At 52.8% G+C, this 26853-nt stretch carries 27 protein-coding genes; 12 read left to right on the top strand and 15 right to left on the bottom strand.

The window, feature by feature from the left end:
• Positions 1-210 precede the first annotated feature (210 nt).
• Genes ACYU87_RS04095 through ACYU87_RS04085 form a run of 3 tightly spaced genes read left to right on the top strand, consistent with a single transcriptional unit; the run spans position 211 to position 4564 of the window.
• On the top strand, positions 211-2664 hold the full coding sequence (locus ACYU87_RS04095) for an outer membrane beta-barrel protein (RefSeq protein WP_461132750.1): 2454 nt from the start codon (positions 211-213) through the stop codon (positions 2662-2664).
• 11 nt (positions 2665-2675) lie between these two features.
• Positions 2676-3296 (top strand): hypothetical protein, encoded by a 621-nt coding sequence (locus tag ACYU87_RS04090; RefSeq protein ID WP_461132749.1) that lies wholly within the window; start codon positions 2676-2678, stop codon positions 3294-3296.
• A gap of 38 nt (positions 3297-3334) precedes the next feature.
• Positions 3335-4564: a helix-turn-helix domain-containing protein gene (locus ACYU87_RS04085; protein WP_461132748.1), complete on the top strand. Its 1230-nt coding sequence runs from the start codon at positions 3335-3337 to the stop codon at positions 4562-4564.
• Positions 4565-4591: 27 nt separating this feature from the next.
• Here the strand turns inward: ACYU87_RS04085 and ACYU87_RS04080 are convergent, their stop codons facing one another.
• On the bottom strand, positions 4592-4972 hold the full coding sequence (locus tag ACYU87_RS04080) for a winged helix-turn-helix transcriptional regulator (RefSeq protein WP_461132747.1): 381 nt from the start codon (positions 4970-4972) through the stop codon (positions 4592-4594).
• Positions 4973-5069: 97 nt separating this feature from the next.
• Between ACYU87_RS04080 and ACYU87_RS04075 the strand changes: the two genes are divergently transcribed.
• Complete coding sequence (locus tag ACYU87_RS04075) at positions 5070-5666, top strand: NAD(P)H-dependent oxidoreductase (RefSeq protein ID WP_461132746.1); 597 nt, start codon at positions 5070-5072, stop codon at positions 5664-5666.
• Here ACYU87_RS04075 and ACYU87_RS04070 read toward each other — a convergent pair.
• Complete coding sequence (locus ACYU87_RS04070; protein ID WP_461132745.1) at positions 5629-6453, bottom strand: SGNH/GDSL hydrolase family protein; 825 nt, start codon at positions 6451-6453, stop codon at positions 5629-5631. The two genes, ACYU87_RS04075 and ACYU87_RS04070, sit on opposite strands and share 38 nt — an antisense overlap.
• A 176-nt stretch (positions 6454-6629) precedes the next feature.
• Positions 6630-7430, bottom strand: a complete 801-nt coding sequence (locus ACYU87_RS04065) for a rhamnogalacturonan acetylesterase (protein ID WP_461132744.1) — start codon at positions 7428-7430, stop codon at positions 6630-6632.
• Between the two features lie 165 nt (positions 7431-7595).
• Between ACYU87_RS04065 and ACYU87_RS04060 the strand changes: the two genes are divergently transcribed.
• Together ACYU87_RS04060 and ACYU87_RS04055 are read left to right on the top strand one after the other, a co-directional pair.
• Positions 7596-8072 carry a RidA family protein gene (locus ACYU87_RS04060; RefSeq protein ID WP_461132743.1) on the top strand — a complete coding sequence of 159 codons (477 nt, stop codon included), beginning with the start codon at positions 7596-7598 and terminating at the stop codon, positions 8070-8072.
• A gap of 3 nt (positions 8073-8075) precedes the next feature.
• The gene (locus tag ACYU87_RS04055) at positions 8076-9191 is read left to right on the top strand and encodes a D-TA family PLP-dependent enzyme (protein WP_461132742.1); all 1116 of its coding nucleotides are present in this window, start codon (positions 8076-8078) and stop codon (positions 9189-9191) included.
• A gap of 73 nt (positions 9192-9264) precedes the next feature.
• On the opposite strand, the gene ACYU87_RS04050 is transcribed toward ACYU87_RS04055, so the two are convergent.
• The 3 genes from ACYU87_RS04050 to ACYU87_RS04040 all read right to left on the bottom strand — a co-directional run bounded on the left by ACYU87_RS04050 (position 9265) and on the right by ACYU87_RS04040 (position 11429).
• The gene (locus tag ACYU87_RS04050) at positions 9265-10032 is read right to left on the bottom strand and encodes a LytR/AlgR family response regulator transcription factor (protein ID WP_461132741.1); all 768 of its coding nucleotides are present in this window, start codon (positions 10030-10032) and stop codon (positions 9265-9267) included.
• A complete protein-coding gene (locus ACYU87_RS04045) occupies positions 10029-11138 on the bottom strand; it encodes a sensor histidine kinase (protein WP_461132740.1) in 1110 nt (369 codons plus the stop codon). The genes ACYU87_RS04050 and ACYU87_RS04045 overlap by 4 nt, the downstream gene beginning before the upstream one ends.
• A gap of 129 nt (positions 11139-11267) precedes the next feature.
• Positions 11268-11429, bottom strand: a complete 162-nt coding sequence (locus ACYU87_RS04040; protein ID WP_461132739.1) for a hypothetical protein — start codon at positions 11427-11429, stop codon at positions 11268-11270.
• 186 nt (positions 11430-11615) lie between these two features.
• Between ACYU87_RS04040 and ACYU87_RS04035 the strand changes: the two genes are divergently transcribed.
• A complete protein-coding gene (locus tag ACYU87_RS04035) occupies positions 11616-11972 on the top strand; it encodes a T9SS type A sorting domain-containing protein (protein WP_461132738.1) in 357 nt (118 codons plus the stop codon).
• A gap of 413 nt (positions 11973-12385) precedes the next feature.
• The gene (locus ACYU87_RS04030; protein WP_461132737.1) at positions 12386-13258 is read left to right on the top strand and encodes a PfkB family carbohydrate kinase; all 873 of its coding nucleotides are present in this window, start codon (positions 12386-12388) and stop codon (positions 13256-13258) included.
• Positions 13259-13270: 12 nt separating this feature from the next.
• Here the strand turns inward: ACYU87_RS04030 and ACYU87_RS04025 are convergent, their stop codons facing one another.
• Both ACYU87_RS04025 and ACYU87_RS04020 read right to left on the bottom strand, forming a co-directional pair.
• Positions 13271-13510: a hypothetical protein gene (locus ACYU87_RS04025; RefSeq protein WP_461132736.1), complete on the bottom strand. Its 240-nt coding sequence runs from the start codon at positions 13508-13510 to the stop codon at positions 13271-13273.
• A gap of 292 nt (positions 13511-13802) precedes the next feature.
• The gene (locus ACYU87_RS04020; RefSeq protein WP_461132735.1) at positions 13803-15026 is read right to left on the bottom strand and encodes a glycosyltransferase family 9 protein; all 1224 of its coding nucleotides are present in this window, start codon (positions 15024-15026) and stop codon (positions 13803-13805) included.
• 264 nt (positions 15027-15290) lie between these two features.
• Between ACYU87_RS04020 and ACYU87_RS04015 the strand changes: the two genes are divergently transcribed.
• The 4 genes from ACYU87_RS04015 (at position 15291) to ACYU87_RS04000 (ending at position 18818) form a co-directional block, all read left to right on the top strand.
• Positions 15291-15692: a hypothetical protein gene (locus ACYU87_RS04015; RefSeq protein ID WP_461132734.1), complete on the top strand. Its 402-nt coding sequence runs from the start codon at positions 15291-15293 to the stop codon at positions 15690-15692.
• 410 nt (positions 15693-16102) lie between these two features.
• Positions 16103-16780 carry a hypothetical protein gene (locus ACYU87_RS04010; RefSeq protein ID WP_461132733.1) on the top strand — a complete coding sequence of 226 codons (678 nt, stop codon included), beginning with the start codon at positions 16103-16105 and terminating at the stop codon, positions 16778-16780.
• A complete protein-coding gene (locus ACYU87_RS04005; RefSeq protein WP_461132732.1) occupies positions 16780-17463 on the top strand; it encodes a response regulator transcription factor in 684 nt (227 codons plus the stop codon). The genes ACYU87_RS04010 and ACYU87_RS04005 overlap by 1 nt, the downstream gene beginning before the upstream one ends.
• A 26-nt stretch (positions 17464-17489) precedes the next feature.
• Positions 17490-18818 (top strand): sensor histidine kinase, encoded by a 1329-nt coding sequence (locus ACYU87_RS04000; protein WP_461132731.1) that lies wholly within the window; start codon positions 17490-17492, stop codon positions 18816-18818.
• A 34-nt stretch (positions 18819-18852) separates the two neighbouring features.
• Here ACYU87_RS04000 and ACYU87_RS03995 read toward each other — a convergent pair whose 3' ends face one another.
• From ACYU87_RS03995 to ACYU87_RS03965, 7 genes are all read right to left on the bottom strand, one after another.
• Positions 18853-19800, bottom strand: coding sequence for a tetratricopeptide repeat protein (locus ACYU87_RS03995; RefSeq protein WP_461132730.1), 948 nt, complete (start codon positions 19798-19800; stop codon positions 18853-18855).
• A gap of 284 nt (positions 19801-20084) precedes the next feature.
• The gene (locus tag ACYU87_RS03990; protein WP_461132729.1) at positions 20085-21311 is read right to left on the bottom strand and encodes a PepSY-like domain-containing protein; all 1227 of its coding nucleotides are present in this window, start codon (positions 21309-21311) and stop codon (positions 20085-20087) included.
• Between the two features lie 107 nt (positions 21312-21418).
• Entirely contained in the window at positions 21419-22414 is a 996-nt protein-coding gene (locus ACYU87_RS03985; RefSeq protein ID WP_461132728.1) for a hypothetical protein, read from the bottom strand.
• 61 nt (positions 22415-22475) lie between these two features.
• A complete protein-coding gene (locus tag ACYU87_RS03980; RefSeq protein WP_461132727.1) occupies positions 22476-23261 on the bottom strand; it encodes a bestrophin-like domain in 786 nt (261 codons plus the stop codon).
• A gap of 58 nt (positions 23262-23319) precedes the next feature.
• Positions 23320-24579: an MFS transporter gene (locus tag ACYU87_RS03975; RefSeq protein ID WP_461132726.1), complete on the bottom strand. Its 1260-nt coding sequence runs from the start codon at positions 24577-24579 to the stop codon at positions 23320-23322.
• A 278-nt stretch (positions 24580-24857) separates the two neighbouring features.
• Positions 24858-25562, bottom strand: a complete 705-nt coding sequence (locus ACYU87_RS03970) for a hypothetical protein (protein ID WP_461132725.1) — start codon at positions 25560-25562, stop codon at positions 24858-24860.
• A gap of 158 nt (positions 25563-25720) precedes the next feature.
• Positions 25721-26506, bottom strand: coding sequence for a bestrophin-like domain (locus tag ACYU87_RS03965; protein WP_461132724.1), 786 nt, complete (start codon positions 26504-26506; stop codon positions 25721-25723).
• Between the last annotated feature and the right edge of the window lie 347 nt (positions 26507-26853).

Raw genomic sequence — 26853 nt, 5'->3', positions numbered from 1 at the left:
AGGACTGGTCTGTTTGTTGATTGATCGGTTACACTTTTAGGCAAAGGTCCTGCTATTCGCTGGGGTGCCTAAAAGGCCTGGCGAGACGAAGCCCCACCGGCGGTTGTAAACGGCTCAATTCATCATTTGGGGCGTCTCAAATTTAGTTTGGGGCGAAGCAGCGGGGAGCGTTCTGCCACCTTTGGCTTATCGATCTCAAACGCCAACCCTATGAAACAAATCTCTACGTTCGTGCTGCTTTTACTGATGGCCGTCTCGTCCATTGCCCAGTCTGTAACGGGTTCTGTTCGGGATATACGTCAGCAACCTGTACCATTCGCTGTCGTCAAGCTTCTTCGGGTAGCCGACTCGACATTGACCGGGGGAGCACTCGCCAACGAAGCCGGGCAGTACGTATTCACTGAAGTAGCCGCCGGCGTGTACCGGGTTCAAGTATCCATGGTGGGCATGGCGAATACGACCAGCCAGCTAATAACCGTACAGGGCGGGCAATCCCTTGCACTGGAGCCGATCGTGCTCAACGCCACCGAGAAAACGCTGATGGATGTGACCGTACGGGCGCAGAAATCACTGGTTGAGCAGCAGGTCGATAAGACCGTACTGAATGTGGCGGCCGATGCCACCGCACAGGGGAAAACAGCTTATGAACTCCTGCAACAGGCGCCTGGCGTGGCCATTGATCCAAACGACAACATCCGGATGGCCGGAAAACAGGGCGTCAATGTGTTTATCGACGGGAAGCCAACCAACCTGTCGGCGGCTGACCTGGCCAACCTGCTCCGGGCTACGCCCGCGTCGAATATCGATAAGGTGGAGTTGATCACAAACCCGTCGGCCCGGTTCGATGCGCAGGGAGGAGCGGGCATTATCAATATTAAATTCCGGCGGGATAAGAATTTGGGCCTGAATGGAAATGCATCGGTAGGGTATAGCCAGAGCGATCACCACCGGGCCAGCGCAGCACTCGATCTGAACTACCGTGCCAAACGCATAAATCTGTTCGGGAATGCCGCCGTCAGCGATAACTTCCAGATCACAAACGTCCTGCTAAACCGGAAAGCAGGTGGTTCGCAGTTTCTCCAGAGCGGCTATGATTCCGATGGTACACGGTCCATTGTTTACAAAGCGGGGGCCGATTATACGCTGGATCACTGGAATGCATCGCCCCGGCAAACGGTTGGCTTTGTGGTATCGGGCAACTCGTCGGGTAATCGCTTCGGAACGTACACGACCACACGGATCATCGACAGTCAGATGATCCTGGACTCGACGATCGCAAACCAGTCGACAACCGGAACGGCAGCAACTCCCGCCCGGAACAACCGAATCAATGCCGCGCTGAACTACCGCTACGCCGACACGCTTGGCCTGGAACTCAACCTCGACGCGGACGTGACGCGTTTTGCCAACACGGCACCCAGCGCCATTACCAGCGACTATGTCGATCCGGCCGGGCAACCCCTGTTTAGGCGGCAACGCCGGTTCGATGCGGCCACCGATATTACCATCGTTACCCTGAAAAGCGACTTTGTGAAGGAATGGAAGAACCGCCACCTGAAACTGGAGACTGGTCTGAAACACACCGATGTTACCACCGATAACGATCTGCTGGCCTTTGTTGGGCCCGATAACACCGAAACCAGGGAGCAACCCGACGTTAACCGGACAAATCGGTTCAGGTACCGGGAGATTGTCAGCGCGGGGTATGCCTCCCTGAATCGGTCGGTGGGAAAATGGTCGATGCAGGGTGGTATACGGGTCGAACATTCGACGGTGACGGGGCGCTCCGTTGACCTACGCCAGCAGATCATCAACGCGCCCGATACGACCTACCTGAATCTGTTTCCAACGGCCTTTGTGCATTACCAGGCAACCAGCAATGGCCAGTTTGCCCTCAACTACGGGCGACGAATTGGCCGACCCAACTACCAGGATATGAATCCGTTTGTGTATCAGCTCGATCCGTACACGAGCCAGCGGGGAAATCCTTACCTGCGCCCCACCTATACCCATACCCTTGCCTTTAGCTATACCTACAAATGGGCATCGACCATTAAATTGGCGTATAGCCACACGAATGAGTATACCACTGATGTAATCCGGCAGGAAGGTTTAATGGCTTACCAGACGGTGGCCAACGTGGGCCGGATCGACGCGTTGACGTTGTCGATTAACGCACCGTATCAATTTACAAAGTGGTGGACTGCGTATGCCTATGCCGGGGCCACCTGGAATCGGTTTCAGGGCAATCTGTCGGCAACGGAACCCTTCGATCAGCGGGCGTTTGCTTTTGAAGGCTACATGCAGCATTCGTTCAACCTTCCGAAAACCTGGTCGGCGCAGGTGTCGGGTTTCTGGAATGCCCCCACCCGGCAGACGGTCTACCGGATCGGTGGGCTGGGTGCCCTGAACCTGAGCCTGCAAAAGAAAGTCATGCAGGAGCGGGGTAAAATAACACTAGGCATCGACGATATACTGAATACCATGCGCTGGAAACAATCGGCCGATTTTCTGACGCAGCAGTTCAACATCGACCGGAAATGGGAAAGCCGTCGGGTAACGGTCCGGTTTACTTATCGCTTTGGTAGCAAAGACATTAAAGCCGCCCGTGAGCGCGAAACCGGCACCGACGCCAGCCGGATCAAGACAAAAGATAATCTATAAACACAGGAAACATGACAACGAAACACATCTGTTTTATTCTATTAGGGCTCGTTCAGACCCTTTCTTCACGCAGTTTGGCCCAAAAAACAGCATCGACCGAAACCGTTGCCCGAGTGGCGTTCACGTTGCGGAACAACCTTGGCTATCACCGGATGTTTCGTGCCGAAGGGCCGGGTATGGCGTACGGGTTTACCATGAACCGCAACGAATCGACGCCCAAAAACTGGCCAGTGGGCAGTAAGCTCTACTTTAGCCGGGACGGCGAAACGACCGAAGGGTTTATCTTCACCGTAACGGCTGATGATGGCGGTAAAACGCTCCTGACCGATCCCGAAACGACAACCCACTCCTCAGTGCCTGTTGCAACCATTCGTTTCAGAAACAACAGTCTGATGCCCCACAAGATCAGTCTCATTACTTACCGGCCCGACGAAACCGGAAACGGTACACAGATAATGATGCTGATGCCGATGGGGAATACCAAACAAAAATTGCCCATCGGCACGAAAGTTTACGTTGCTGACGACAAGCAGGTTGACTTGGTTATGAGCGGGCAACGGATTGACGGGAGCAAACCTTTTCTGGTCGTGAAAAAGGAAGATGATGGCAAAATCATCAATATCTTCCGGTAACCAAACAGACTGTATCTTGCCCATAAATAGCTGTATTGATGACGTTTCAGTTCAACGCCTATTCATCCCCCCTGTTGTTCGGCTTTATGCAGGGCTGGATTTACGCTCTGCTGTTGTGGGTACGGGCCCGGCGCGAAGAGCGCCTGTCTGACTGGCTGCTCGGTTGGGTATTGATCGGCCTCAGTCTTAATATCTGGGAGTACATGCTGGGCTTTGGCGGTATTGAAATTCTCTGGCGCGAACTGGAGTTCTTCCCCCGGTCGCTTGCGTTTCTCCTCCCGGCTTTGTGCTATTTCTACCTGAAAAGCCAGCTCAATGCCGATTTCCGGTTTACCTGGCAGGATAGCTGGCATGCGGTCCCGTTTTTGCTTTATGTGGTATATCATATCAGCGTTTTTTCGATGGGTCCGGCCTTCGTTGAGCGTTGGAAAGCAACGGTGCATTACCCGTACCACATCAGTGATGTAGAGACGATTATCGGTATCGGTCAGGATGTGTATTACCTGATGCTGTCCTTGAGGCTTTATCGGCAGTATCGAGCCTGGATAAAGACGCAGTTTTCGGATACCGAAACCATCAGCTTTCGCTGGTTCCGAAATTTTCTGATTGCCCTGACGGCTACATTTCTGTTCAGCCTGATTATGTTGATTCTCGATTTGCTGCTCAACCTAACGTTCTGGCAGGAATGGTGGGATGAACTGGCCGGCGTTTTTATCATCTATTACGTCAGTATTCACGGCTACGCGCAGGTGCAACCGGGTCGGCGGTTGTTGTTTGCCGAGACACCCGCGCCGGCGCAAACAGCCGCCATCAAACCCTTGCCGGATGAAGCCGAAGAGGAACCGGCCAAGAGATCCAAATCGATGCTGGAAGCGGGGGGATTGGCCCGGCAGGTGAATAAAGCACCCACCCTGTCAGGGACTGACCTGGTGTCCTGGCGCGATACCTTACTGACCTATATGGAGAACGAACGACCTTATCTGGACCCGGACCTGTCGCTGAACGACCTCGCCCGGCGGCTTAAAACAAACACGTCCATCCTGTCGCCGGTCATCAACGCCGGAACGGGGAAAAACTTCAATGATTTTGTCAATCAGTACCGGGTCGATGCCTTCAAACAACAGGCGCTCGACCCAGCCAACGGGCATTTAAGCCTGCTGGGTATTGCCCTCGACTGCGGCTTCAACTCGAAAGCAACCTTCAACCGAGCCTTCAGGAAACTTACCGGGCAGTCGCCCAGAGAGTTTGTGGAGTCGATCAGGGTGTAGCGCGAGAAACAGGAACAGCCTTCTCCGTTACGGATTCGCTATAAACTCGCCTTTTTCCACCACGATCTGGTTACCGCAGGCTGTAATGGCTTCCAGAACAGGGATAAATCGCTTGCCAAAATCGGTCAGTTTATAGATGACTTTTACCGGCGGCTTCTGGCCGTATACTTTTCTGGACACGAGTCCGTCTTTTTCCAGTTGCTTTAGTTGCAGACTCAACGTCATCTCGGTCACCGACGGCATTTCTTTCCGGAGTTCATTGTAGCGTTTTTCCGATTCCTGGAGGTGATAGAGGATGGACGCTTTCCACTTGCCACCGATCAAATCCATGACCAGACTGGTTGTGCAGGGATACAGTTTATCGTTGACCCGCACGTAATTGCCTAAGCACTCAGTTTTCATTGCCATACTTCATGAGCCTATCGTTTTGGATAGTTATTGCAGATCTAAACTACTAAAAATAGTTTTGCAACTATAATTTTTATAGGTTAAACGCAACGAGAAAATGGCTTTACTAATTCTGGGACACCCTAATTACAAACATTCGCTGGCGAATAAAAATATCGTCGAACAACTGCAAACCAGTGGTTTAGCTATTGAAGTAAGGAACGTAAATCAACTCTATCCCGATTACCATATTGACGCCGTGGCCGAACAGAGGGCTTTACTGAGGCATCAGACGATCATTTTTCAATACCCATTTTACTGGTATAACATGCCCGCGGTCCTGAAGCACTGGTTTGATGTGGTCTTTACCCCTGGTTTTGCTTACGGACAGGGCGGAGACCACCTGAAAGGTAAAAACTTCATGGCGAGTTTTACGATAGGCGGTCCGCCGGAGAGTTACACACCGTTGGGTAAAAACCATTTCAGAATATATGAGTACTGCAGAAATCTGGAACAGACCGCCTATTATGCGCAGATGAATTACATCGAACCACTTTACATGTATGGAACGTCGCTTCATGCTGGCTATACCGCAGAAGAAATAACGAGCCAGGCAAAAAAGCACGCGCAAACCCTGATAAAGCGGTTAACGGAGCTGGCCTGGAAGGAGAGCCAGCCTAGTATTTTTTCAGAATCTTTACCAGTCGGCGACTAATCAGTTCATACCCTTTGTCGGATGGGTGCAACCCGTCGTAGGTCATGTCAACGGCTTCTACCGGATAAGGATACTCATCCGTTTCGGGTTGAAACGGGACGTCGATAAAGTCTGGATACCCATAGGTTGTGTACTGGCCGCTTTTCGGGTCTTTCAGCCGTTTGAACTTAACCAGCTTTTCTAGTCTTAATCCTTTTTCGTGGTATAGATCCAGTACGGGCAGCTGCTCGTACCGGCCAATGGAGTCGATGGCATTGGCAAAGGCTTCGAGGTTCTGACCGTTTTTGGCCTTGTAGGAGCCATAGGCGTTGTTCTTGAAATTAGTCAGGTAAACGAAGTCGGCCCGTTGCATGGGTGTGATCAGAACAATCGGGGCCTCCGGATTCAACTGGCGGAGTTTGTTGATAATGATCCGGAATGAGCCATACACGGTTGCGTTGCCTGCATTGGCCTGATAGTCGGCCAGGCGGCCCAGCGGCCGGCCAGCCCACCAGTCGTTGGTGCCCAGAAAGACGGAGTACATATTGGCTTTACTCAGGCCCAGGTTGTCAATTTCTCTGGCAATGCCACCCGAAGTCCAGCCATTGTGCCCCTGGTTGGTAAAATGAATATACGGGAGCCGTTCCGTAACCCGGGTCATATACCCCTTGGTGACTCGATTTCCGGTTTCGTCGAGATGGTCGTTCAAATACGTAATCGAATCGCCAATGGCTACCCAGCTAACCGCTTCGTGTCTGATGGAGCCGGTTAAACAAATCAGGATCAGGAGAATGCAGAACTGTTTCATGCTGTTGACGAAGCCGGCTAAGCTCATGCGAAGTGGTTTCCCGGCATGACGCGCTACCTGGTGAACGTATGCTTAAATAAAAATGATTAGTCGACTTTAACCGGCGTACTGACTGGAAAAGGAAATGGACGAACCGGTTTACTGTTTGTTGGGCGAGGGTACCCGATTCGGGGGCATTATTCGTTTACGTATTTGTTCAGCGGGCAGGTCGTTAATTCCTTGAGCCCGTCTATAACCGAAGCTGCGTTGACTTTGGCCCCGGCTGCGTTCGTGTGCACATTGTCCTTGACGAAGTAGGTGGCCTGCAGGAGAGTCGAATCACCCACGACGTCGTATTTGCGGGCAACCAGTTCATTCAGGTTAATGAAGAAAACGCTCTTCTTGCCATCCTGTTCCCCATGGGCTACCTCGGCGGCCCATTTGCCGTAATCGGTATCACCCCGGATTACCTTGCTACCTTTCCAGGCATTGCGCGGTACTAAAGACAGAACAATGGGTATGGCTCCTTTTGCTTTGGCGTCCGTTACATACTTGCGGATATACCAGCCATAACTGTGCACGACTTCGTGTTTTTTGGTAATTAGGTTATCGATTTCCTGTGTCTCATTACCCGTACCTCTGAGGGTTCCGCGAGCCCGAAGGGTGTCATTAACGGGGCTTGCGTCGTTGTGCCCGAATTGGATCATAACAAAATCACCGGGCTTTAACCGGTTCATTAGTTTATCCCAGCGGCCTTCGGTCAGAAACGTACGGCTGCTACGCCCCCCAATGGCCTGGTTCTCGATATGGATGCGCGTTGTGTCGAAATAAGCGCCGATGAAGTGGCCCCAGCCCCATAGACCCCCGTCGCCCTTGTCGTTGGAATTCTTAACAGTTGAGTCGCCAATGAGGTAAAGAGTAGGCCGTTGCGCCTGGGTGGCCGCCATCCAGATCAACGCAGCGAAGAAAAATAACAGAATGGGCAATGACTTTCTCATAAACGTTGGTACGACAAATCAAACGAATTTCGGCTTGTTAGCCGCTTAACCCGATCGTTTCGGTTAAGTTTGCGAATGTACGGCTTCGCTGGGTGCCAGACCAGTGTAGTAACTGGCCTTAATCGCCATGAAGCCGTTTTCGCCCGAATATTGTTTTTATTTCCTATGCAGACGAACCCTATGTCGCCCGAAAAAGCCTTTGCCGATACCGGCCTTTCGTTACCACCCGCTCCCCAGCCGCTGGGTGTTTATAAACCCTTTCTGATCGACGGAAAATACCTGTACGTATCGGGGCATGGCCCGGTGCAGGATGACAAAAGCCTGATCATCGGTCGTGTTGGCGATGACGTAGATATCGAACAGGCCAAACTAGCCGCCCGGCAGGTGGGACTGACGATTTTATCGACCATCCGAACGAACCTGGGCAGTCTGGACCGGGTGAAGCGTGTGATCAAGGTGCTTGGTATGGTGAACTGCACGGCCGATTTTGGTCGGCACCCGTACGTCATCAACGGATGCAGCGAACTTTTTGCCACCGTTTGGGGGCCCGACAATGGCATTGGCGTCCGGTCGGCGGTGGGCATGGGCTCGTTGCCCGACAACATTCCGGTCGAGGTTGAGGCTCTGTTTGAACTGGTTTAGGTTATGGAACAAGCGCCCTGGTATTCGATTGCGGATGTAACCCATCTCGATACGCCCGCCCTGGTGATTTATCCGGACCGGGTAAGGCAAAATGTTGCTTTTCTTGTGAAAGCAATTGATAACGTGAGCCGGTTGCGGCCCCACGTGAAAACAAATAAATCGCGGGAGGCCTGTCAGTTAATGCTCGATGCAGGTATCCGGAAGTTCAAGTGCGCCACCATTGCGGAGGCCGAAATGCTGGCCATGATCGGTGCGCCCGATGTGCTGCTGGCCTATCAGCCAAACGAGGCCAAAATGCACCGGCTGCTTGGCCTGATCCGGATGTATCCCCAAACCGATTTTTCCTGTCTGGTCGATAACAGCGCAACCGCTCGCCAACTGTCCGATCTGGCCGTGGCCACTAACCAGGTGGTGCCTGTATACATTGATCTGAATGTGGGCATGAACCGTACCGGCGTTGCACCGGGGGGGGCTGTTCTGACGCTTTATGCCGAACTGGATCAACTGCCGGGCGTTCGTCCGGTGGGTTTGCATGCCTACGACGGGCACCTGCGCGACCCGGACGTCGCGGTTCGTACCACCCAGTGCGATGCGGCTTTCTGGCCCGTTCAGCTCCTGCGCGATACGCTCGTTTCACAAGGGTTCACGAAACCCGTGCTGGTGGTAGGCGGGAGCCCGACGTTCCCGATTCACGCCAAACGGCCGGATGTCGAGTGCAGTCCCGGCACGTTCATCTATTGGGACAAAGGCTACCAGAGCGTCTTGACCGAGCAACCGTTTCTACCGGCCGCGCTGGTGGTCTCGCGGGTCATTTCTATGCCCGATTCCACAACGTTATGTCTGGATGTTGGCCATAAATCTGTAGCAGCCGAAGGCGAACTGGCCCAGCGAATTACGTTTCTGAATGCCCCGGATCTAAAGGCAATCGGGCAGAGCGAGGAGCATCTGGTCGTCGAAGCCGAAGTCGGACATTCGTACCAGATTGGCGATATCGTGTACGGACTACCCAACCATATTTGCCCAACGGTAGCCCTCTACGAACGGGCATACACCATCGAAAACGGCGACGTTAGCGCCGAGTGGCGAACCATCTCCCGCGACCGCTTAATTTCTGTGTAATGATGGGCTTCCGGGCCCGGTCGTAACGGGGCACCGTTCCGGCCGGGCCCGGCCGTTGAAAAGCCCTTGTCAATCATCGGCCCAGCCAGTCTTTGAATTCAGATTGGCGGCTGGTGCTCACAAACACCTCTTGCCGGGAAACGGGTAGTAAGTCTAGTTTGAGCTTCCCGGCTGAATAGGCGTGAACGGACTGAATAGCGGCTCGGGCAATGATGACCTGCCGGTTTACCCGAAAGAAATTTCCTGGATTGAGCAACCCCGAGACCTGATCCAGACTATACTCAAGCGGCAGCAACTGCCCGTTTTTTGTCACCAGAAACGTGGCTTTCTCTTCCGAATAGAAATACGCAACATCCGTTACCTCGACGCTGTGAATTTTGGTACCGATGCTGACCATAAAACGTTCCTTAAAACTGTTCGATGCCGGTTGCTGTATCAGGTGAACCAGTGCCCTCAGATCGGGTAGGGCAGGCTGACTCCGGGTGGTTTTGAACTTCTCCAGGGCTGCCGTCAGCTCGTCGTACTCAACCGGTTTCAGCAGATAATCAACGCTATTCACCTTGAACGCTTTGAGTACATACTCGTCGTAGGCAGTCGTGAAAATGACAGGTACGGTCAGGTGAATCTGATCGAAAATGCGGAAAGCCAGTCCGTCTTCCAGGTGAATATCCATAAAGGCCAAGTCGAGTGGTGGCGACTGGCCATGTTCACTGAACCAGGCGACCGCTTCTTTTACGGAAGGCAACTGCGCCAGAATGTGAATCGACCCGTCGTACTTTTTGAGCATTCGCTCCAGTTGACGGGCGGTGCGGGCTTCATCTTCGATAATGACGACGTTCATACTAACAGGGGAATTTTGACGACAAATAAAGTTTCCTGACGCCCGTACCATACGGGCCGGGGGGTGAGCAGCGCATAGCGATTGACAATGTTCCGCAATCCCATACTGGTCGAGTAGTCGGGCTGGTCGCGGGGGAGCCAGGTATTTTCCGTAATCAGTACATCATCCTGGCAGTAGATACGCACGTGCAGGGGTTCATCAATGGCCATCCGGTTGTGCTTAACTGCGTTTTCGACCAGTAACTGAAGGGATAACGGGGCAATTCGATAGTGCGTCTGCTGGTCTGGACTGAGGTCGATGATGACCTCGAATTTGTTTTCGAACCGGATCTGGAGCAGAAACGTGTAGGCACGGATGAAGTCAATTTCTGTTTTGAGGGAAACGACTTGCTGTTCACGCTGTTCGAGAATGTACCGGTACACCTTGGCTAACTGCTTGATATACCGCTCGGAGAGATCAGCATCTTCGTGAACCATGGAGGTGAGAATGCTGAGACTATTGAACAGAAAGTGCGGGCTGAGCTGATTTTTCAGGGCTTCGACCTGGCTGATGGCGGCTTCTTTCTCCGATTGTTCGGCCCGGAGCTGTACGTGTTTCAGTTGCTGATACGAGCGGGAAAGGATGGTCAGGTAAAACGCCGACAGCATGATGACCAGATTGAACACTTTATTGACCCGTTGCAGGTAGGCGAATACCTCGGGGCTGAACGGCCGGGGATGGGCCGAGGGATGTTTTACAAAATCATCGTGGAAAAACAGCGAAAAAAGTGTCGATACGATAAACTGAAAAACCTGGGCATACAGCGACGCCAGCCCAAGCGAAATGAGCATGGTAAGGACTAGCGCCCGCCAGTTGAAGTCGAGCAAGAAATCCTCCCCAAACCAGCGAAACAATTGAATCTGAATCCAGTCGGTGGCCGTGATCCAGACGAAGTACAGGCACATGGCAATCAGGATAAAAACCGCTATGAAAGGCGATACTTCCAGCAGTTTGGCCGGATGCCGCAGGGAATCGGGCAGGTTAACGTACATCAGCAGCGGTGAATACAGCAGCAGCAACCGAATGGCCAATTGCCATTTTTGCCAATACGTCAGCTTGTCGACCATTATCTGTTTTTAGTGAAAAGGTGAAGGGCCCCGCTGGCTACTAGCTTATCCGGAAGTTATGCCCGCTTTCTAGATAGCAATTGACGCCACGTCAATTGCGAAAACCTGACTCTACAACAAAAATAGGATTCAGGTCAGCCCCTCGAAAATCAAAACGACCGACAGGCTATAATCGGCCGATGAGCGAAGGGTTTGGCGCGACGAGTGAAGGGTATCTGTCGATAAACGTAGTTGATCAACCTTGTCAAAACAGGGCCGCTGTGCCTGGTTAGCTGGTCGGAGTAGTGCCAAGTAATTGCTTGACTAGTAGTTAGGTATGGTTAGTCATTCGTTCGCCTGATCTCAGGTTCCTCGCTTGAAAACGGGCGCTCATCCTCCCAATCGGCGCGCTCATCGCCTTTCATTTTCGGACCTGAGTCTCTTGTGGCAACTTTGTTTCATCGCAACGGCGAAATAGCAAAACAAACAAAAACAGCCATGAAAAAAATACTTATTCTGATGCTGGGTCTGGTAGCCAGTACGGCATCGTTCGCAACAACCAATGAGCCTAGCAAATCTGTAGCCGCTCAGACCCGTCTGGTCATGACCCCCGAGCATAAAATCAGGTTATACGTTCAACCTGTTCAAACGAAAGGCCAGGTTGCGATTCGGGACGCCAGCGGCCAGGCCGTTTACACCGAAACGGTCAATCTTCAAAAGGGCCTGAGCCAGCAATTCGACCTGTCGAGCTTAGGCACAGGCACCTACCAGCTGACGCTCGTTGCCGGAGCCGAGACCCTTACCAAAACATTTATCGTGCAGAGCCGACCCAACGAGAGTTTCGTTGTTCAGTAATAAGCTGCGTAGAGCCAGGTTACGGTGTTAACGGTCTGTCCGTGACGCCGTAACCTGGCTCTACCTTGCGAACGTTCATTTTTGCCCGGCCGAAAGGCTTATCGTGAACTTTTGAGACCTAAGTATTTTTCGTCAGACAGGGTTGGGGCTCGTGTCGCTTCCTGGCTAAAAGTGATCGTGACAACGAACGAATGGGCCGTTGCAGCGGTTTTAAATTTTACCGAACCCGAAAAGCGTATTCATCAGGCTGGCGTGGTCGTGTTATCTATTTTGGGTTAGGCCTGACAACGATCGGGATGTGAATGAATTGTTTTCCGGTGCCTTTGACTAATGAAGACGCCGGTAAAATCAGCCCTCACGTGTATCCTTTGACTTGCTCAGCTACTGGCTGCTACACTTCGATCACCTGCACAATGCTCGACATCTGCATAATAGGCCATATATCGCTGGATAAAATTGTTACACCCCAATCGGTGGCGTTCAGGCCGGGCGGTACATCTGTTTACATGGCCAAGGCCCTGCGCCATTCGGGCCTGAGTTATAAATTAGTAACGGCGCTGTCGTTCCAGGAGCATCAGTTTGTCGATGAATTGCGGGCCGATGGTATCAAAGTGGATGCCATGCCCAGTCCACACACGGTTTATTTCGAAAACATCTACAGTTTTGATCAGGATCATAGGGAGCAGCGAGTGGAGCAAAAAGCGTTGCCTTTCCGAATCGCCAATCTACCATCCATCGACGCAAAAATAGTCCATCTGGGGCCGCTATTGTCCGACGATATCCCGACGAAGCTAATTGAGAAGCTGGCGAAAAAAAGTCTGATATCGCTGGATGCGCAAGGCTATTTGAGGTACGTCAAACAGAAGCGCGTCATTTACCAGGACTGGGCCGACAAAAAGAAAGTACTTCCTTTCGTGCATACGCTAAAAGCAAACGAATACGAAATGAATGTGCTCACCGGTCAGCAGGACCCACGCGAAGGGGCCCGGTACCTGGCGGACCTGGGTGTACAGGAGGTAGTCATAACGCTCGGTAGCAAGGGATCGCTTATTTATAAGGATGGCATTTTCTGCCCAATTATGGCGGCACAACCAACGGCTGTTATCGACGCCACGGGCTGTGGGGATACGTACATGGCCGGTTATCTCTGGCGACGGCTGCAAGGAAGCTCCATCGAAGAAGCCGGTGAGTTTGGTTCGATCCTGGCCGCGCTGAAAATAAGTTCGTCCGGTCCATTTTCCGGCTCCCCGGCTTTAATCTCGTCGCTTTTAAAGCAGGAAGTGTAGGCTGGTTCCGGGTTATTCGTACCAGTCCTGATAATAGCCGCCAAAATCAAGGAGAGCATAGAGCGTTGCCTGCAAGAACTCCGTTTCCGTTCCTTCATTCATCAGCAGGAGGCAGCTGTCTCCCTCTGCATATAAACTAAACACATCGGTTTGGTCGAGCGGGTTCGTTAGTAGCCATTTGTTGGCTAAGTAGTTGGCTTCAATGCCGGTGCGCTGACGAACTCGTTCGATGATGTCCTGAATAGAAGGCATACTTCCGTCAAAGTACACTTGTCTACTGTATATCATCCGGTTTGTCTGATTATCAATTAGTCAGCTAACCTATGCATTTAAACGTAGTCCGTCAAATTAAGTAGGCTGAATTGCCTTTTGTGCGGGCTGAATCCCCTGATTGTGGCGCTGAAGGCAATTAAGGCGGTACGGAATAAGTAGTAATACACGGCTACTAAATTCGGTTTTCTACTTACTAACTTCCGCTTTTACGCTGCCGGTCAAGTATATACTTTGGCCATTAATCTACAAAAACTGGACATTGGGGCTTAGTCTATTGCGAACTTATCAGCGGTTTTGCGTCGAGCGTTCGAAACCACTGTATGGCCCGATCAAGAACCGTATCGTCAAATTCCGTTACGTACTCGCTGTCCGACCCTGGGCGGTCCAGCGTCAGCATACGACTCTTGTCATGGTTATGAATCACCAGCGTTGGATACTTGCCAATCGGGAAAAACTGAATACCCACGCCATTTTTCTGAAACGACACGGTGGGGCAACCCAGGCAACATAAGTGCATGGGTAAGGAGTCGAGCGTAAAAGCAGCCGCGGCCTGTTCGCTCAGGCTGGTCAGGTCGTCGAGCGTTAACTGGCCTACAACCGAATACAACCGCTTAACTGCCGACGGGTTTTCGGTTCGGACCCGCTCGTAAAGTGCCTTTGTAAACGCACTCTGCCCACTGAATACCAGGGCATATGAGCCTTCCTGCAAAAGGCGGGTGGCTAACCGGGTCCAGTAATCCGCCGATAGCATCCGAAGGGGGCTGCCTGATTCGGGGCAGAGTAAAATGGTTCTGGTTTCCGGAACCCGCTGACCTACTTTGCTCCAGAGCTGCCGGGGTGGTTGGGAGGGATGGAAAAAATATGGGTCAACCGTCCGGACAGAGCCCGAAACACCCATTGGCCTGAGCAGCATCAGCAGCAAATCGAAGTTGTTCTCTTCCTGATCGGGCAGAAAGAACTCATTATCCAGCAGGCCACCCATGCCCCGCGAGCCAAAACCAATTTTACGGTTAACCTGCAGAAAAGGCAGCACGAAATGCATGGGCGAGTCGGAGTAGCGAATATCAACCGAGTAATCGTAGACGGTGTCTTGCAGGGAATTTATAGCGGAGCGAGTTGACCGAAAAAATGCCTGCCATTTTGCCGTTCTGGACAATGCGCTGCGATTGGTAGAGACGTGGTTGAGGTGAATGACGCGTCGGATATACGGATTGTTCTTCCAGATCGGGTCGCACCAGCTGCCCGCCAGCACGTCAATCTGCGCGGTTGGGTAACGCTGCCGGATGAGGGGAAACGTATAGGACAAGACGAGGGCATCGCCCAGATGGCCCGCCGTCATCAATAAAATAGATGGACTGTTTGAGTCAGGTAAACGACTGGTTTGGCGGGTAAAACGAGATCGTGCATGGGCATATAGATCAACAAATACATCCAGAAATTGGAGCGGAAAGGCAATACGGCGGGGGGCACAATATTTACGGACTTTACCAGGCATAGAGCGTGTAATTTTCAGCGGGAGTAAACGGCCGCTACTGGAGTGATGCTTATTTTTCAGTGAGCTATGTTAACCCAACCCGGCAACCGCAGCTTTGTTTATACGGGAGGGCTAACCTGTCACTACGAAAAGTGCGTGAGCATATATACTTACTTCCTTTCTCAAAAGTGTTAGCGATTGACCCAATTGAGACAGCCTCCTTAGGCTAACCCAGCGACCTTTGATCTATCAAAACAGCCAAGTAAATCACTAAACACATAGATCATGAAAACGCTCCTTACTTCCCTCGTTGTTGCCTTCGCTTTAACCACCGGTACCTTCTCCGCTTCCCTGGCGGACAACACGAATCCCGGCGGACGTCCGGCTAAGGTAGCCAGCTACAAAACGGGCATGTACACCACCGCCGAAGGCAAACTGCAGATCGCTCTGGATAAAGACGCAACGGGTATCGTCGACATCCAATTGGTGAATGCCGAGGGCAACGTGCTGTTCACCCAACGGATAGCCAAAAAAGAAACAGTAGCTCGTCTTCGCCTGACGCTGAGCGATTTGCCCGATGGGGCGTATCAGGTCCGGGTCAGCAACGGGGTTGAGGTGACGACTCACGCGGTAACGTTGGTTACCCAGCAGCCCACTGCACCCAGTCGTCTGATAGCCATTAACTAAATCAACCAGCCTAAACCCTCGAAGGGCAGTTATTCGAAAGAATGACTGCCCTTTTTGTTGTTCTGGATGTTGCGCCAGGTATGCCAGCCGATTGGTTCGTACAGCGACCTTGGCCTGTTTTCTCCAGCTGCTTTTAAATCTGTAAAAAGGGAGTCTCGTTCAAGTTAATGCGCCCGAGTAAGCAGGCAGGCGTAAATTCAACTCGTTCCGGGTAGACCGTTGAATCCGCTTTGCTTAAGGAAAATTAATGTCATACTAAGCTGGTCTTTAGATCCGCTCGTTAGTTTAGCCAGTAAGCTGACTTCTCTTTATTGAACTGGTTATGTACATACGCCAGGTTTCGCGGAACAAAGTCAGCAAAATAAGGTAGTCATACAGACGCTCCTGGTCACCCTATTCCCCTGTAATTGATGAGAAAACCGCTACTCTATTTTTTATTTCTGATGAGCCTCTGGTCTGGTTCGACAAACGCGTCAGCACAAAACTCCGCTCACCTATCGGGGAGGGTACTGGGGTATCTGTCGAACCGGATTGGGGATTATGACGGCCTGCGGGTGCGGACGGGAACGGGTGAGGTTCACCTCCTCTTTCCGCCCCATACAGCCGCCAAAATCAGACGACTGGCCCCCGTCGGGCAACTGGTCGGCGCTGACGTCGAACCGGATCGGGGTGGCCCCGGACATCCCAGACCGGTTTCCGGGCCCGCTTCCGAATCCGCAACAACTGGTCAGCCAGCCAGCCCGACTTACCGGTTAGTGCAAGTACGAAACGCTGGATCTGGAATAGGCTTTCAGGTATCGGATCTGCCGCCCCCGCCCCCGCAATCGGGTAAAATGGTTCAGACAGAAGGCCGGCTGATGGGGAATATGCAGGACGAAAACGGGCACCTGGTTGCGCTGCTCACTGATAAATACCTGGTTGAACTAAAGCCCCACCAGGCCGATCAAATCAGCCTGCTGCTTGAGGGGGCTCAGCGGGTGGGCGTTGCTGGCTACGAACGAATGACGGATGGCTTCGTCAACCGAACGGGTCTGCCGCTGCTGCATCCTACCGCTCTGACAATACGTGGACAAACTTTTGCGCTCTAATGAAAATTTTATTGATCGACGACGAAGAAAAACTAGTTATTCACCTGCAAAAAGGCCTGCGTCAGGCTGGTTATTCGGTAGATACTGCCCTGTCGGCAGCCGCTGGACTCGAACAGGCAGCCGTGGGCGGTTATGACTTGATTCTTCTGGATCTGATGTTGCCCGGCACCACTGGCTTCGATGTGCTGCGTACCCTGCGGGCGTTCGGAATCAACATACCGGTTATGATTCTGAGTGCACTTAACCAGTCGCAACACGTGGTACGCGGGCTGGACCTGGGCGCCGTTGATTACCTGCGCAAACCCTTTGAACTGGACGAATTACTGGCTCGTATCCGCACCGTACAGCGCAGCCAGGCCGGTAGCCGACTGGCAGTTTGGCGCGTAGGTGAACTGTCGATGGATCTGACCAGTCGGCAGGTTAGTCGGGCGGGTCAGCCCATCACGTTGACACCCCGGGAGTATCAACTGTTGGAACAACTGATGCGTCAGGCCGGCCGGGTGATTGCCAAGGCGCAGCTAACCGAAAAAGTATGGGAGTCTGACTTCGACCGGGGGAGCAACGTGGTGGAAGTGTATATTCATCAGTTGCGTAAAAAAATTGACCGGGGCCACGCAACGCCCCTGCTCGAAACGGTCGTTGGAGTTGGCTATCGGCTGCGGGGTACCCTTGAGGTTAATTAAATCTGTCGTCTTCTTGTCTGTTCTCTATGTCCCTATTGCGTCCGGTTCGTAGCATTCGTCTGAAAATAGGGCTGGTCTTTGGCGTTACCTTCTTTTTAGGATTTGCCGGAGCCGCCTTCTACGTATTCAACCGGGTTAAAGACGTGCTGATTCAACAGGACAACCGGTCGCTGACTGAGCGGGCGGCCCGTTTGTCGGAACGAACGTCTATTTATCCGCTGGTCATTCCCTTGCCCGAGCGGGACGAAGTATTGTCGCTGTGGTATTCTACCGGACGCTTCAGGAAGCGACTGTACGTATCCCCCCGGTTCCCGGCGCACAAGCTGGCTCATACCAGGAGGTCTATTGCGCAGTCTGATACGTTCCGGCTCGCCAGCTATGTGCGCAACGCCGATGATGGCTATGGTAAACTGACAACGGTTGTTGGTCATAGTAACCAGCCTCTAGACCGCCAGTTGCAGCAGATTGGCTGGTTACTGGCCGTTACGTTGCTGATGAGCATGACGCTATCGGGACTTGGGGCGTGGTGGCTCAGCGGCTGGTTGCTCAGACCCCTGCGTAATATCATCGACTCGGCCCGCTCCGTCAATCGGGCTGAGCAGGTAACCCCAATCCGTGCCCCCAAAACGGGTGATGAATTACAGGAACTGGCCGATACCATTAACGACATGCTCGATCGTATCCGGCAGGCTGTTGATACCCAGCAGAATTTCTTTGCGGCTGCCTCGCACGAGCTGCGGACTCCGTTAAGCATTTTGCGCACCGAAATTGAAGTGGCCCAGCGAGAAGCGATCAACGACCGGGAGCGGCTTTTTCTGGCTAGTCAGCTGGCTGAATTACGTCGGCTGAGTCGGCTGGTCGATGATCTGCTGGCCATGAGTCAGCTCCGGGCGGGTACACTGCAACTGCGACCCGAGCGCATCGAACTCGACGACCTGACCTTACTGCTCACGGAACGGTATCATCCGTCTATTAACCAGCGGCATCTGTACCTGTCGGTCTGCCTGGATGAAGCGGCCCCGTCGCTGACTGTTCTGGCTGATCAGGACAAGCTGACGAATGTGTTGTTGAATTTATTGGACAATGCCGTCAAGTACGCTATTCCCCACACGAAGCTCGACCTCAGTATTCTTCAGCAGAACGAAACCGTTATCTGGTCGCTGGCTAACCAGACAAATTCCGCCGTGCCGGATCCGGACCGGCTTGCCCGCGAATTCTACCAGGCCGATGTCCGACACGATGGGTATGGACTGGGCTTGTGGATCAGTCATCAGATTATCCGGCTCATGGGCGGAACCCTCACCGTTGCCGCCACCGAGGGCTGGTTTCGGGCGGAGATCCGATTTGAGGGGTGAGCGGTCTGGCCGAACCGAACAAAGGTACGGTGGGCTAGCGCTGGCTTAATTCGCGAAGGTTGAGATGATCACCCAATTCATAACACTCAATGGCCCGTCCGTAGTTACCCAGTCGGTAATAAGCCGCTCCCATACTATAGTGAGCGTCTACATAACGAGGGTTCAGAACAATGGCCTGCTGATAGCATTCAATAGCACGGCCATTGTTGCCTAAGTTATTGTAAGCGAGGCCCATATTATGATAGGCTTCGACGTAATGACCATTCAACTCAATGGCTTGCTGGTAGCACTCGATGGCCTTGGTGAAATTTGATAATTTATGACAGGCCAGCCCCATGTGGTAATAAGCGGCTGGCTCCTGGGAGTTTAATTCGATGGCCTGCTGACAGTATTTAACCGCTTTACTGTAGTTTCCGAGTTCGGCGTACAAAAGCCCCAACTGATAGTAGACTTTGGCATTGCTGGGATTTATATCGATGGAGCGCAGACAGGACTCGACGGCTTTGGCATAATCGGCTTGCTCGGCATAACATAACCCCATGCTGAAATGAGCCCTGGCAAATGTGGGTTGAATCGCAATCGCTTGCTGATAATGATCAATGGCCGACTCAAACTGTCCCACCGCAGCATACGCAAGTCCTAAATTGTAGTAGGCTTTAGCGTAACGGCTATTTAACGAAATAGCCGATTGAAATGAATCGATCGCTTTGGTATAATTACTGGTCTCCGCGTACGAAAGCCCCAAATTATAGAAAGCCACCGCATCATGGGGGTTTAGCTTGATAGCCCGCTGGCAGGATTCAATGGCTTTGGCGTGGTTGTGTAATTCAGCAAACGCCACCCCCAGGTTGCAGAAAGCCGACGAAAATTGTGGATCAGTACTGGTGGCCTGATTGTATTGATCGATGGCCAGCTGATACTCGCCCTTGTTGAAATAAACGTTTCCCTGGTTAAAATAATGGTCGGCGTTATGGGTGGACATAGAGCAAGCTGTGAGCATGGATGAAGGACTACACATGTACAGCAAAAATTGCACTAGCTTTAGCTGACCCGGTCTTTTTTTGTCCGTCGTGACCCGGTGACAGCCAATAATCTGTAGTCAAGTAGGCCGGAAGGTCGTTTAATCCAGATCAATCTGCTTGACCATACTATCAGAAATTAACCAGAGTGGCTGATCGTCAACAACGTAAAGCCGTTGCTGTTACCCGGCGTTAATCGGGTAACAGCAACGGCTTTACGTTATTCGCACGAATTATTCCCTACGTACTATCCTCTGGCTTCGGCCATCAGCAACTCACCGGAGGCTGAGAAGCGGAGTTTGTACAATTGCTGCCCAACGGCGATATCAACGGTATATTCACCGGATGTGCCCGTTGGGGGCGTATGCAGATCAGCGGCCAGGTAGGTGTATCCCCCGAAGTTGGTTTGCAGATACGTCGTAATGGCTGATGGTAACTTGGTGGCATCCAGAATCAACTGGTGGTTGGCTGGCGCACCTGGAGTTGCTGTTCCCGAAGCTGGTGGAGTTGGCGTACCCGGTTTAGGTGCTGCTGGACCACCCACCACGGTGCCCGAACCTGGGGCTGTTGGGCCACCCACCGCCGTACCTGATCCGGGAGCCGTTGGCCCACCGATCGCGGTGCCTGATACCGGAGCCGTTGGGCCACCAACGGCCGTGCCCGACATAGGACCACCAGCGGCTGGACCCTTAGGCGCTACCAGCGCACCGTTCGTGTCGAAATGCAGGACGGTAGGTTGGTTGTTGCTGAATAGCTTGACATCATAAGTCGTAGTTCCGTCGTGTACATGCTGCTCGGCCCACCCGTAGGTGTAGGACGCATATGTGCTGCTCAGGGCCGTTTTGATGGCGTCCGACAGATTGTCCCGCGAAATGTAGCTAACCGAATGGGTCGTCGTCAGGTTGCCGGGTGCCGTATGCGCGTCGCGGAAATTACCCGTGCCGTCAAAGTGAACGTCGATCCGTTGATTGTTCGCCAGAATCTGCACCCGGTACTCCTGCACCGATCCGCTGATTTGCATCGACTCGGCCATTACCAGCTGATAACCTGAGTAGGTCTGGCTGAGGTAGCTACTGACCGAAGCCGGTAACTGAGCCGCTGTCAGACGCGTGATAACTTCACCACGGGGCCCGGCAGGGCGGGTCGTGAGGGCGCCGTTTGTATCGAAGAAATACTCGACCGGTACACCATTTTGCAGAACGGTCACCTTCGTTCCCGAAGCCGTTGTTGCGCCCGGCTGGATCAGCTTCTCAACTCTGATCAAGGTGTAACCCGACGCGTTCTGATCCAGGTACGACTTCACAGTGGCGGGTAATGTGGCAGTGGGTAAGGCCACCAGATTGGCCGACGCACGGGCGCCAAAAAGAGCACTGGTCTCGGTGGCCTGTGTCTGGTCGGGCATGAGCGCATTTTTGCTACAGCTGGCTGTGAGCAGGGTGGCCAGAAGGGCGGCCGATACAAGAGTTCGTTTCATTAGCTTTCTATGGTTGATGTACCAAAGTTGCCGTGCCCAGATGAAGATAAGCTTAAGATAGAATTAATTTGACAGGCTTATTTTTCGTTTCCGATTGCCCACTCGGCTTACCGTTTTGTGACTGGTCGGACAATTTCGTTGAGCAGAATGGTCAGGTCATTGTTCATGAGCCGAAGTTCGGTTTCCAACTGCCCGAGCATGGCCGCCCGAACGGTGAGTTCTTCGGCGGTGTAGGTATCGCCATCGCTGAAATAAGCCACCTCCCGACGCGTGTGTCTGCGCGGACGCCCCGCTTTTTTATCCAGCGAAACCAGCAACTCCCAACGGCTGCGCAGGGCGTCGACCAAAGCGGGGCTATTGTCTGATTTCGGCTTGTTGAGGTAATACCAGACCAGGGGCGGAAAATCAGTCGATGTTTTGGCCCGATTCCATATATCGCGGAGTGGATTGCGTAGGTGGCGGTACTCCGCCCGGGGCGGTTTTTGCCGTAACGCCAGCACACCCAGGCCACCTTCGCCGATACCCCCGGCAATGTGTAGCCAGTCGGCGCTATGCGGTTGCTCGTTGAGATTCAGCAGACTGGCACCGATAATAGCTACCGCACCGATGGTAATGGCGCTGATTGTCATAAGTTTTTCGCGGCTGTTTTCCCGGCGGGTAAGCAACGTTGCCGTTAGCGTAGCGCGCTTGCTGTCACAATCGACCAGAGCCGCTGCGGTAGAAATATCGAAGTTGGCGAGTTGAAGCTGGTCGGTCAGTTTCTGACGTATGACCAGGTATTGCGTGGAGGGGAGCTGGTCGGAACGTTGTTGCTGCTCCAACTGGGTCATCTGCACCAGCAGGGGTGTAAGCCCCACGGCCTGCGCCATACGAAGGCCGCGTTCGCCGTAGCGTTGCCGGAGCAACAGGTCGTCCGGCGAGCCGGGAACCAGATTGACCGGATGAAACACGTAGCCAGAGGTGCCGCTGGAATCGATGTTGCAGTTGTCGCTGGCTACCCGGTTCAGGGTCGAGCTGGTCTGCCGGTTCGACAGGCAACCGCTTAGCGTAATGGTTAGCCAAAGCAAACCGAGTAAGGGTAAATGAAGTCGATGTGTTATCATGGTTGTATTGTATATGTATTTGTAAAAGAATGATTGGCGGATGCAACGGGGGGGCGTTCGCTTAGTAATTGACCATCTCATAGAGCACGGATTCAAAAGCGCTGGCATCAACGCTGAATCCACCCCGAAACGGATTGTCCATGGCGGCTGTCAGAAATAAAAGAGACCCCAGTAACAGTGCAATCAACGCGGTCAAAGCCACCTGATGCGTGATATCCTCCGCCACAAAAAACCAGGAGATGGCTACGTTGATCAACGCCCCCAGAATGATGACCCACCACAGCAGTTCGGGCAGGTTGGCCTGATCCCCCCGTAACCGCAGGCGGTGCGCAATCAGCAGTTCATTGAGCTGGTTGATGGCTTGTTCATGAACGACCCGTAGTCGGGGAGTAGGCGGCACAAAATCAAAGAGATTGTTTTTGAACGAACGGAGAATCTTACTGCTTTCCTGCGGTATTTCTCCCCGGTTATGAGCGGGCCAGTCCTGATGAATAACTGATCGTACGTAGGCCTTTAACTCCTGCTGATACATCCGGCGATAGGGTTGCGGATACGTGGCCATGTCCTGATACAGCGCGGCTGTAATGGTCGCTTCGCCGTCTACCTGAGCCGATAAGGCTTGAAAATTGCTCCACACGCCAGCCGCCACCAGGCCCAGCAGGATGCCGTAAATAACACCGGAAGATCCCAGGAAATAGCTGACCAGATCATTGTGCTCTGCTGAGTCACTTACGTGCGCCCTGACCCACGGACGGAGCAGCACCAGACCAACCATCGAAAACAGAAGAGTTGCCCCGCAGCAAAAAATAAAGAAGAACCAGTTTGGTAGCGCGTAAATCCAATCCACAGAAAAGCCGGTTAACAGGACTCTACGGTCCGATACACAATCATTAATCCCCGGAAGGTCAGTTTTCGCGCGCAACCGGCTGTGCTGATGGAGCCGTTTCGGGCACAAAGAACCAGAGAACGATCAGCGCAACGACCGCCAGGGATGCCAGCGTCAGAAAGGCAACATTGTAATTCGTTTTCTGCAATAATGTACCGGCGAATGCATTGCTGAGGGAAGCCCCCAGGCCAACGGCTGTGGCAATGGCGCCCTGCGTGGTGTTGAACAGGCCCGAGCCGCGCGTCAGGTCCGAAACGATCAGAATGGATAATACCCCGAAGATACCCGCGCCGACGCCGTCCAGTATCTGAATGGCAACCAGCAATGTTGGATCACCCGTTAATGTGTACAGCAGACCACGGATCGGCAGTACGGCAAACGCAATGAGCAACAGTCGTTTACGGCCACTAGGTGCTAACTTTCCGGTGAAGTAACTGACAGGAATCATCACCAGTTGCGCCACAATGATACAGGCCGACATGTAGGCCGAAGACGCGCCTGCGTTGATTCCCTGCGCCAGTCGCTGACCGAGCAAGGGCAGCATGGCTGCGTTGGCAAAGTGGAACAACACGCAGGCCAGGGCAAAAAAGAGAATCGATCGGTTGCCCAGAATAGCCCGGATGCCCGAAGGCTTACCATCATTGGCCTGTTGCTCTTCGTCCGAGCAACCCCGGGCCAGCTGGTGGTCGATATCTTCTTCCCGAATGCGCCAAACTGATATACTACTCAGAATAGACATGGCCGCCAGCAGCAGGAAAATCCCTTTTGTGCTCACGTAATAACCCAGCAGACCCGCCAGCAGGGCCGCAAATACGTTGCCGGCATGGTTGAAGGTTTCATTGCGGCCAACCCGTTTATCCAGCGCCTTGGGCCCAACCATACCCAGCGTAATGGCGGCTACCGCCGGAGCAAACCAGGCGGCTGCTACACCCATAATGGCCTGACCACCCATAATGACCGAAAAGGTTGGTACAGTAATCGTGATGACGGCGGCAAACGCAATGAGGAGCGATGCTATGATTGAGTAGACGCGCTTCCGGCGGGTTCGGTCAACCAGCGCACCGGCGGGGGTCTGTGCGACGACGGTAGCAATGCCCATAACCGACATGGCAATCCCGATATTCTGCGCATCCCAGTGCAGGGTGGTTAATAAATAAATAGCCAGATAGGGGCCAAGCCCATCCCGAACATCGGCCAGCAAGAAATTGGCCGTGTCCAGTGCGCGTAAGCTGGCCGTGCTGGGTTGGCGCGTCGTGGGGTTTGTCGATAATTTAACCATATTTTAATAGTTGGCTAGTGTTTTGTACCGTGAATGATGGGCTAATGCCATCTATTTCGTGTAAATATTGTACCGGACTTAGCGGAGGGCGTAAATAATGCACTATGCCCTAGCCTTCAGGTAGCCGAATGGCTTTGTCTAGGGAAATATCCGGGGAAGCTGTGGAGAAAAATACCTAGAGTTGTTTCCGTACATACGCATGGTTCATCCGGTTCCTGTGCGATGCCAACCTGAACCGGATGAACCATGAAAAAAGAGCGGAAGCCTGTCGTAAGGTGCTACCGGACCAGAAAGGATTGCCCGTTGACGGTGATTTGAGAAGCCTCAACGATAGTCTGTTTCTGTAATCTGACCTGTCCTTCGCCAACGGGTTGTACGTAACCTGTTACAGAAACTGTGCTTTCTTTAGGCGCTAACGTTGTGAGCTGAGCGGCTACGTGCGGAGGCACCCGCACCAGCGTCTGGTCGCTTAGTCGTAACCCGCTAACCTGTCCCTGTCGGTTGATCTGATAATCAGCCACTTTTCCTTTTACAGTAATGGGGGTTGGGGTAGGTAAGGCAGCCGGGGCAGCAGGTGGTGTATCGGTCACGACCGATTGCCCGCTTGTCAGACTAACCAGCCGAAAGACAGCGGCTCCTTCGGGAGTTGTGTCGGTTGAGCCCGTTACCGTTACTTTACTACCAGACTTCCCCGCGGCCTGAATAGCCTGCCCCAGGTGAGCCGGAAACTGTACCGCAACCGTATTCGAACCTGTATTGAGCGTAAAACCATCCAGAACGGATTCATCGTTGGCGGTGAATTGCTGTATCGTACCTGACAACGTGGTTAAGGCGACCATTCCCGACGGTTGGGGAGGTCGGATTCCCGCAAAGGCGTTTGGACCGGGACCGCCGGGGCCTACAGGTGGTTGTGCGTGTGCGGTAAATGTGCCTGCCAGCCCAACAACGGCTAGTAGCAATAGGAGCTGATTTTTGCGTTTCATAATCTGAGTTTGGTTGATTACGAAGGCAAACCTAATGCGCCCGTCTAAGGGGAGTCTGAGGGAAAAATTAAATTATCCTAAGTATCAGATTAAGGGGTAGTTCTGCCCGTGCACAACGGGATGGTAACCGATCCGCTCGACCGTTGCCAATAAACGGTTCAGGGCTTCATGACTTTGTCGAGTACCAGCTGGTACGCCGTTGATTCGACGCTAACGGCTCCTCGATAGGGGTGGTCCAGCGCGGCAATGAGGAAAATTAACAGGCCAATCACGGTGGCCAGCATAGCGATCAGCAGCGCATGGAACCAGATATCTTTGACCAGAAAAAAGTAAGAAAAAAGCAGCGTTAATAAAGCCCCAAGCAGCACGACATACCAGATAACGCCGGGGACGCTACCCGTAATCGATTCCATTCGCAACCGGCGTAATTCGACCAGAGCCGTAAACGCCCGGATCGACTCCGCCTGTAAAATCTTTTTGCCTTCGGTGGCGGGTTCAATCGCCTGAATAATGGTTTGCAATTGAATCAGGCGGTCTGATTCGCCGTCGTGAATTAAACCCCTGCGTTGCAATGGCCAGGACTTGTGCACGATAAACTCGGTATACATCCGGAGCGATTGTTGCAGACGCACGCGCTGTTCAGGCGGGTAACCGGCAAAATTTCTGTAGAGAACCGCAATGGTGGCCGCTTCTTTCGACGCAAGCCCGGTTGCCTGCGTAAAATTACTCCAGGTAGCCACCGTCAGCAGGCCCAGCAGCAGGCCATAAAGTACAGTCACTCCCGAGAAAAACCAGCCAACCGTGCCATTGTCAATCAATGTGGCGAATGTCCCCTCGTTAATTCTCCGGTGCGTTAACACCAGGCCGATTAGCCCCAATACCACAAAAAAAGCAATTGTTAACAGCGCAAATAGCCAGGTCGGCAAATCGTAAAGCCAAAGCATAAGGGGTTGTTGATCATACACCGGATGAATCATATCGGGTAGTAGCAGAAAGAACAGAACACAGGGTTAGTCTTCTGCTTTTGGTCAGTTTTTTTGATAAGTAAAACGTTGTGGGAGAAACTTGCGTGCGGATGGACTCGAACCGAAAATGGCTGATCATGCCCCTCGTAAAAATCATGCCATAATCAATTGCGTTTGGTAAGGTCCTATCAGCCAGACGTTGTGTCTCGTGATGAAAAAAGATACCCGTAATCGTTTGTAGGTCTTTTTACTCAAGTTGGTGCATTTTGCCGCACCAACTTGAAGACGATGAAAGAAGGCTAACGCCCTGCATCCGGAACAACCAA

This window comes from Spirosoma lituiforme, from assembly GCF_054776635.1.
This window is presented reverse-complemented; position numbering and strand designations above follow the sequence as displayed.

Excerpts from the sequence above, each read along its gene's own strand:
- ACYU87_RS03995 (WP_461132730.1), bottom strand. The coding sequence starts at position 19,800 with ATGTCCACCCATAACGCCGACCATTATTTTAACCAGGGAAACGTTTAT.
- ACYU87_RS04095 (WP_461132750.1), top strand. The coding sequence starts at position 211 with ATGAAACAAATCTCTACGTTCGTGCTGCTTTTACTGATGGCCGTCTCG.
- ACYU87_RS03990 (WP_461132729.1), bottom strand. The coding sequence starts at position 21,311 with ATGAAACGAACTCTTGTATCGGCCGCCCTTCTGGCCACCCTGCTCACA.
- ACYU87_RS04060 (WP_461132743.1), top strand. The coding sequence starts at position 7,596 with ATGCAGACGAACCCTATGTCGCCCGAAAAAGCCTTTGCCGATACCGGC.
- ACYU87_RS04000 (WP_461132731.1), top strand. The coding sequence starts at position 17,490 with ATGTCCCTATTGCGTCCGGTTCGTAGCATTCGTCTGAAAATAGGGCTG.
- ACYU87_RS04065 (WP_461132744.1), bottom strand. The coding sequence starts at position 7,430 with ATGAGAAAGTCATTGCCCATTCTGTTATTTTTCTTCGCTGCGTTGATC.
- ACYU87_RS04055 (WP_461132742.1), top strand. The coding sequence starts at position 8,076 with ATGGAACAAGCGCCCTGGTATTCGATTGCGGATGTAACCCATCTCGAT.
- ACYU87_RS04080 (WP_461132747.1), bottom strand. The coding sequence starts at position 4,972 with ATGGCAATGAAAACTGAGTGCTTAGGCAATTACGTGCGGGTCAACGAT.
- ACYU87_RS04005 (WP_461132732.1), top strand. The coding sequence starts at position 16,780 with ATGAAAATTTTATTGATCGACGACGAAGAAAAACTAGTTATTCACCTG.
- ACYU87_RS04015 (WP_461132734.1), top strand. The coding sequence starts at position 15,291 with ATGAAAACGCTCCTTACTTCCCTCGTTGTTGCCTTCGCTTTAACCACC.
- ACYU87_RS03965 (WP_461132724.1), bottom strand. The coding sequence starts at position 26,506 with ATGCTTTGGCTTTACGATTTGCCGACCTGGCTATTTGCGCTGTTAACA.
- ACYU87_RS04035 (WP_461132738.1), top strand. The coding sequence starts at position 11,616 with ATGAAAAAAATACTTATTCTGATGCTGGGTCTGGTAGCCAGTACGGCA.
- ACYU87_RS03975 (WP_461132726.1), bottom strand. The coding sequence starts at position 24,579 with ATGGTTAAATTATCGACAAACCCCACGACGCGCCAACCCAGCACGGCC.
- ACYU87_RS04070 (WP_461132745.1), bottom strand. The coding sequence starts at position 6,453 with ATGAAACAGTTCTGCATTCTCCTGATCCTGATTTGTTTAACCGGCTCC.
- ACYU87_RS04075 (WP_461132746.1), top strand. The coding sequence starts at position 5,070 with ATGGCTTTACTAATTCTGGGACACCCTAATTACAAACATTCGCTGGCG.
- ACYU87_RS04025 (WP_461132736.1), bottom strand. The coding sequence starts at position 13,510 with ATGCCTTCTATTCAGGACATCATCGAACGAGTTCGTCAGCGCACCGGC.
- ACYU87_RS04030 (WP_461132737.1), top strand. The coding sequence starts at position 12,386 with ATGCTCGACATCTGCATAATAGGCCATATATCGCTGGATAAAATTGTT.
- ACYU87_RS04090 (WP_461132749.1), top strand. The coding sequence starts at position 2,676 with ATGACAACGAAACACATCTGTTTTATTCTATTAGGGCTCGTTCAGACC.
- ACYU87_RS03970 (WP_461132725.1), bottom strand. The coding sequence starts at position 25,562 with ATGAAACGCAAAAATCAGCTCCTATTGCTACTAGCCGTTGTTGGGCTG.
- ACYU87_RS04045 (WP_461132740.1), bottom strand. The coding sequence starts at position 11,138 with ATGGTCGACAAGCTGACGTATTGGCAAAAATGGCAATTGGCCATTCGG.
- ACYU87_RS03985 (WP_461132728.1), bottom strand. The coding sequence starts at position 22,414 with ATGATAACACATCGACTTCATTTACCCTTACTCGGTTTGCTTTGGCTA.
- ACYU87_RS04085 (WP_461132748.1), top strand. The coding sequence starts at position 3,335 with ATGACGTTTCAGTTCAACGCCTATTCATCCCCCCTGTTGTTCGGCTTT.
- ACYU87_RS04010 (WP_461132733.1), top strand. The coding sequence starts at position 16,103 with ATGAGAAAACCGCTACTCTATTTTTTATTTCTGATGAGCCTCTGGTCT.
- ACYU87_RS04050 (WP_461132741.1), bottom strand. The coding sequence starts at position 10,032 with ATGAACGTCGTCATTATCGAAGATGAAGCCCGCACCGCCCGTCAACTG.
- ACYU87_RS04020 (WP_461132735.1), bottom strand. The coding sequence starts at position 15,026 with ATGCCTGGTAAAGTCCGTAAATATTGTGCCCCCCGCCGTATTGCCTTT.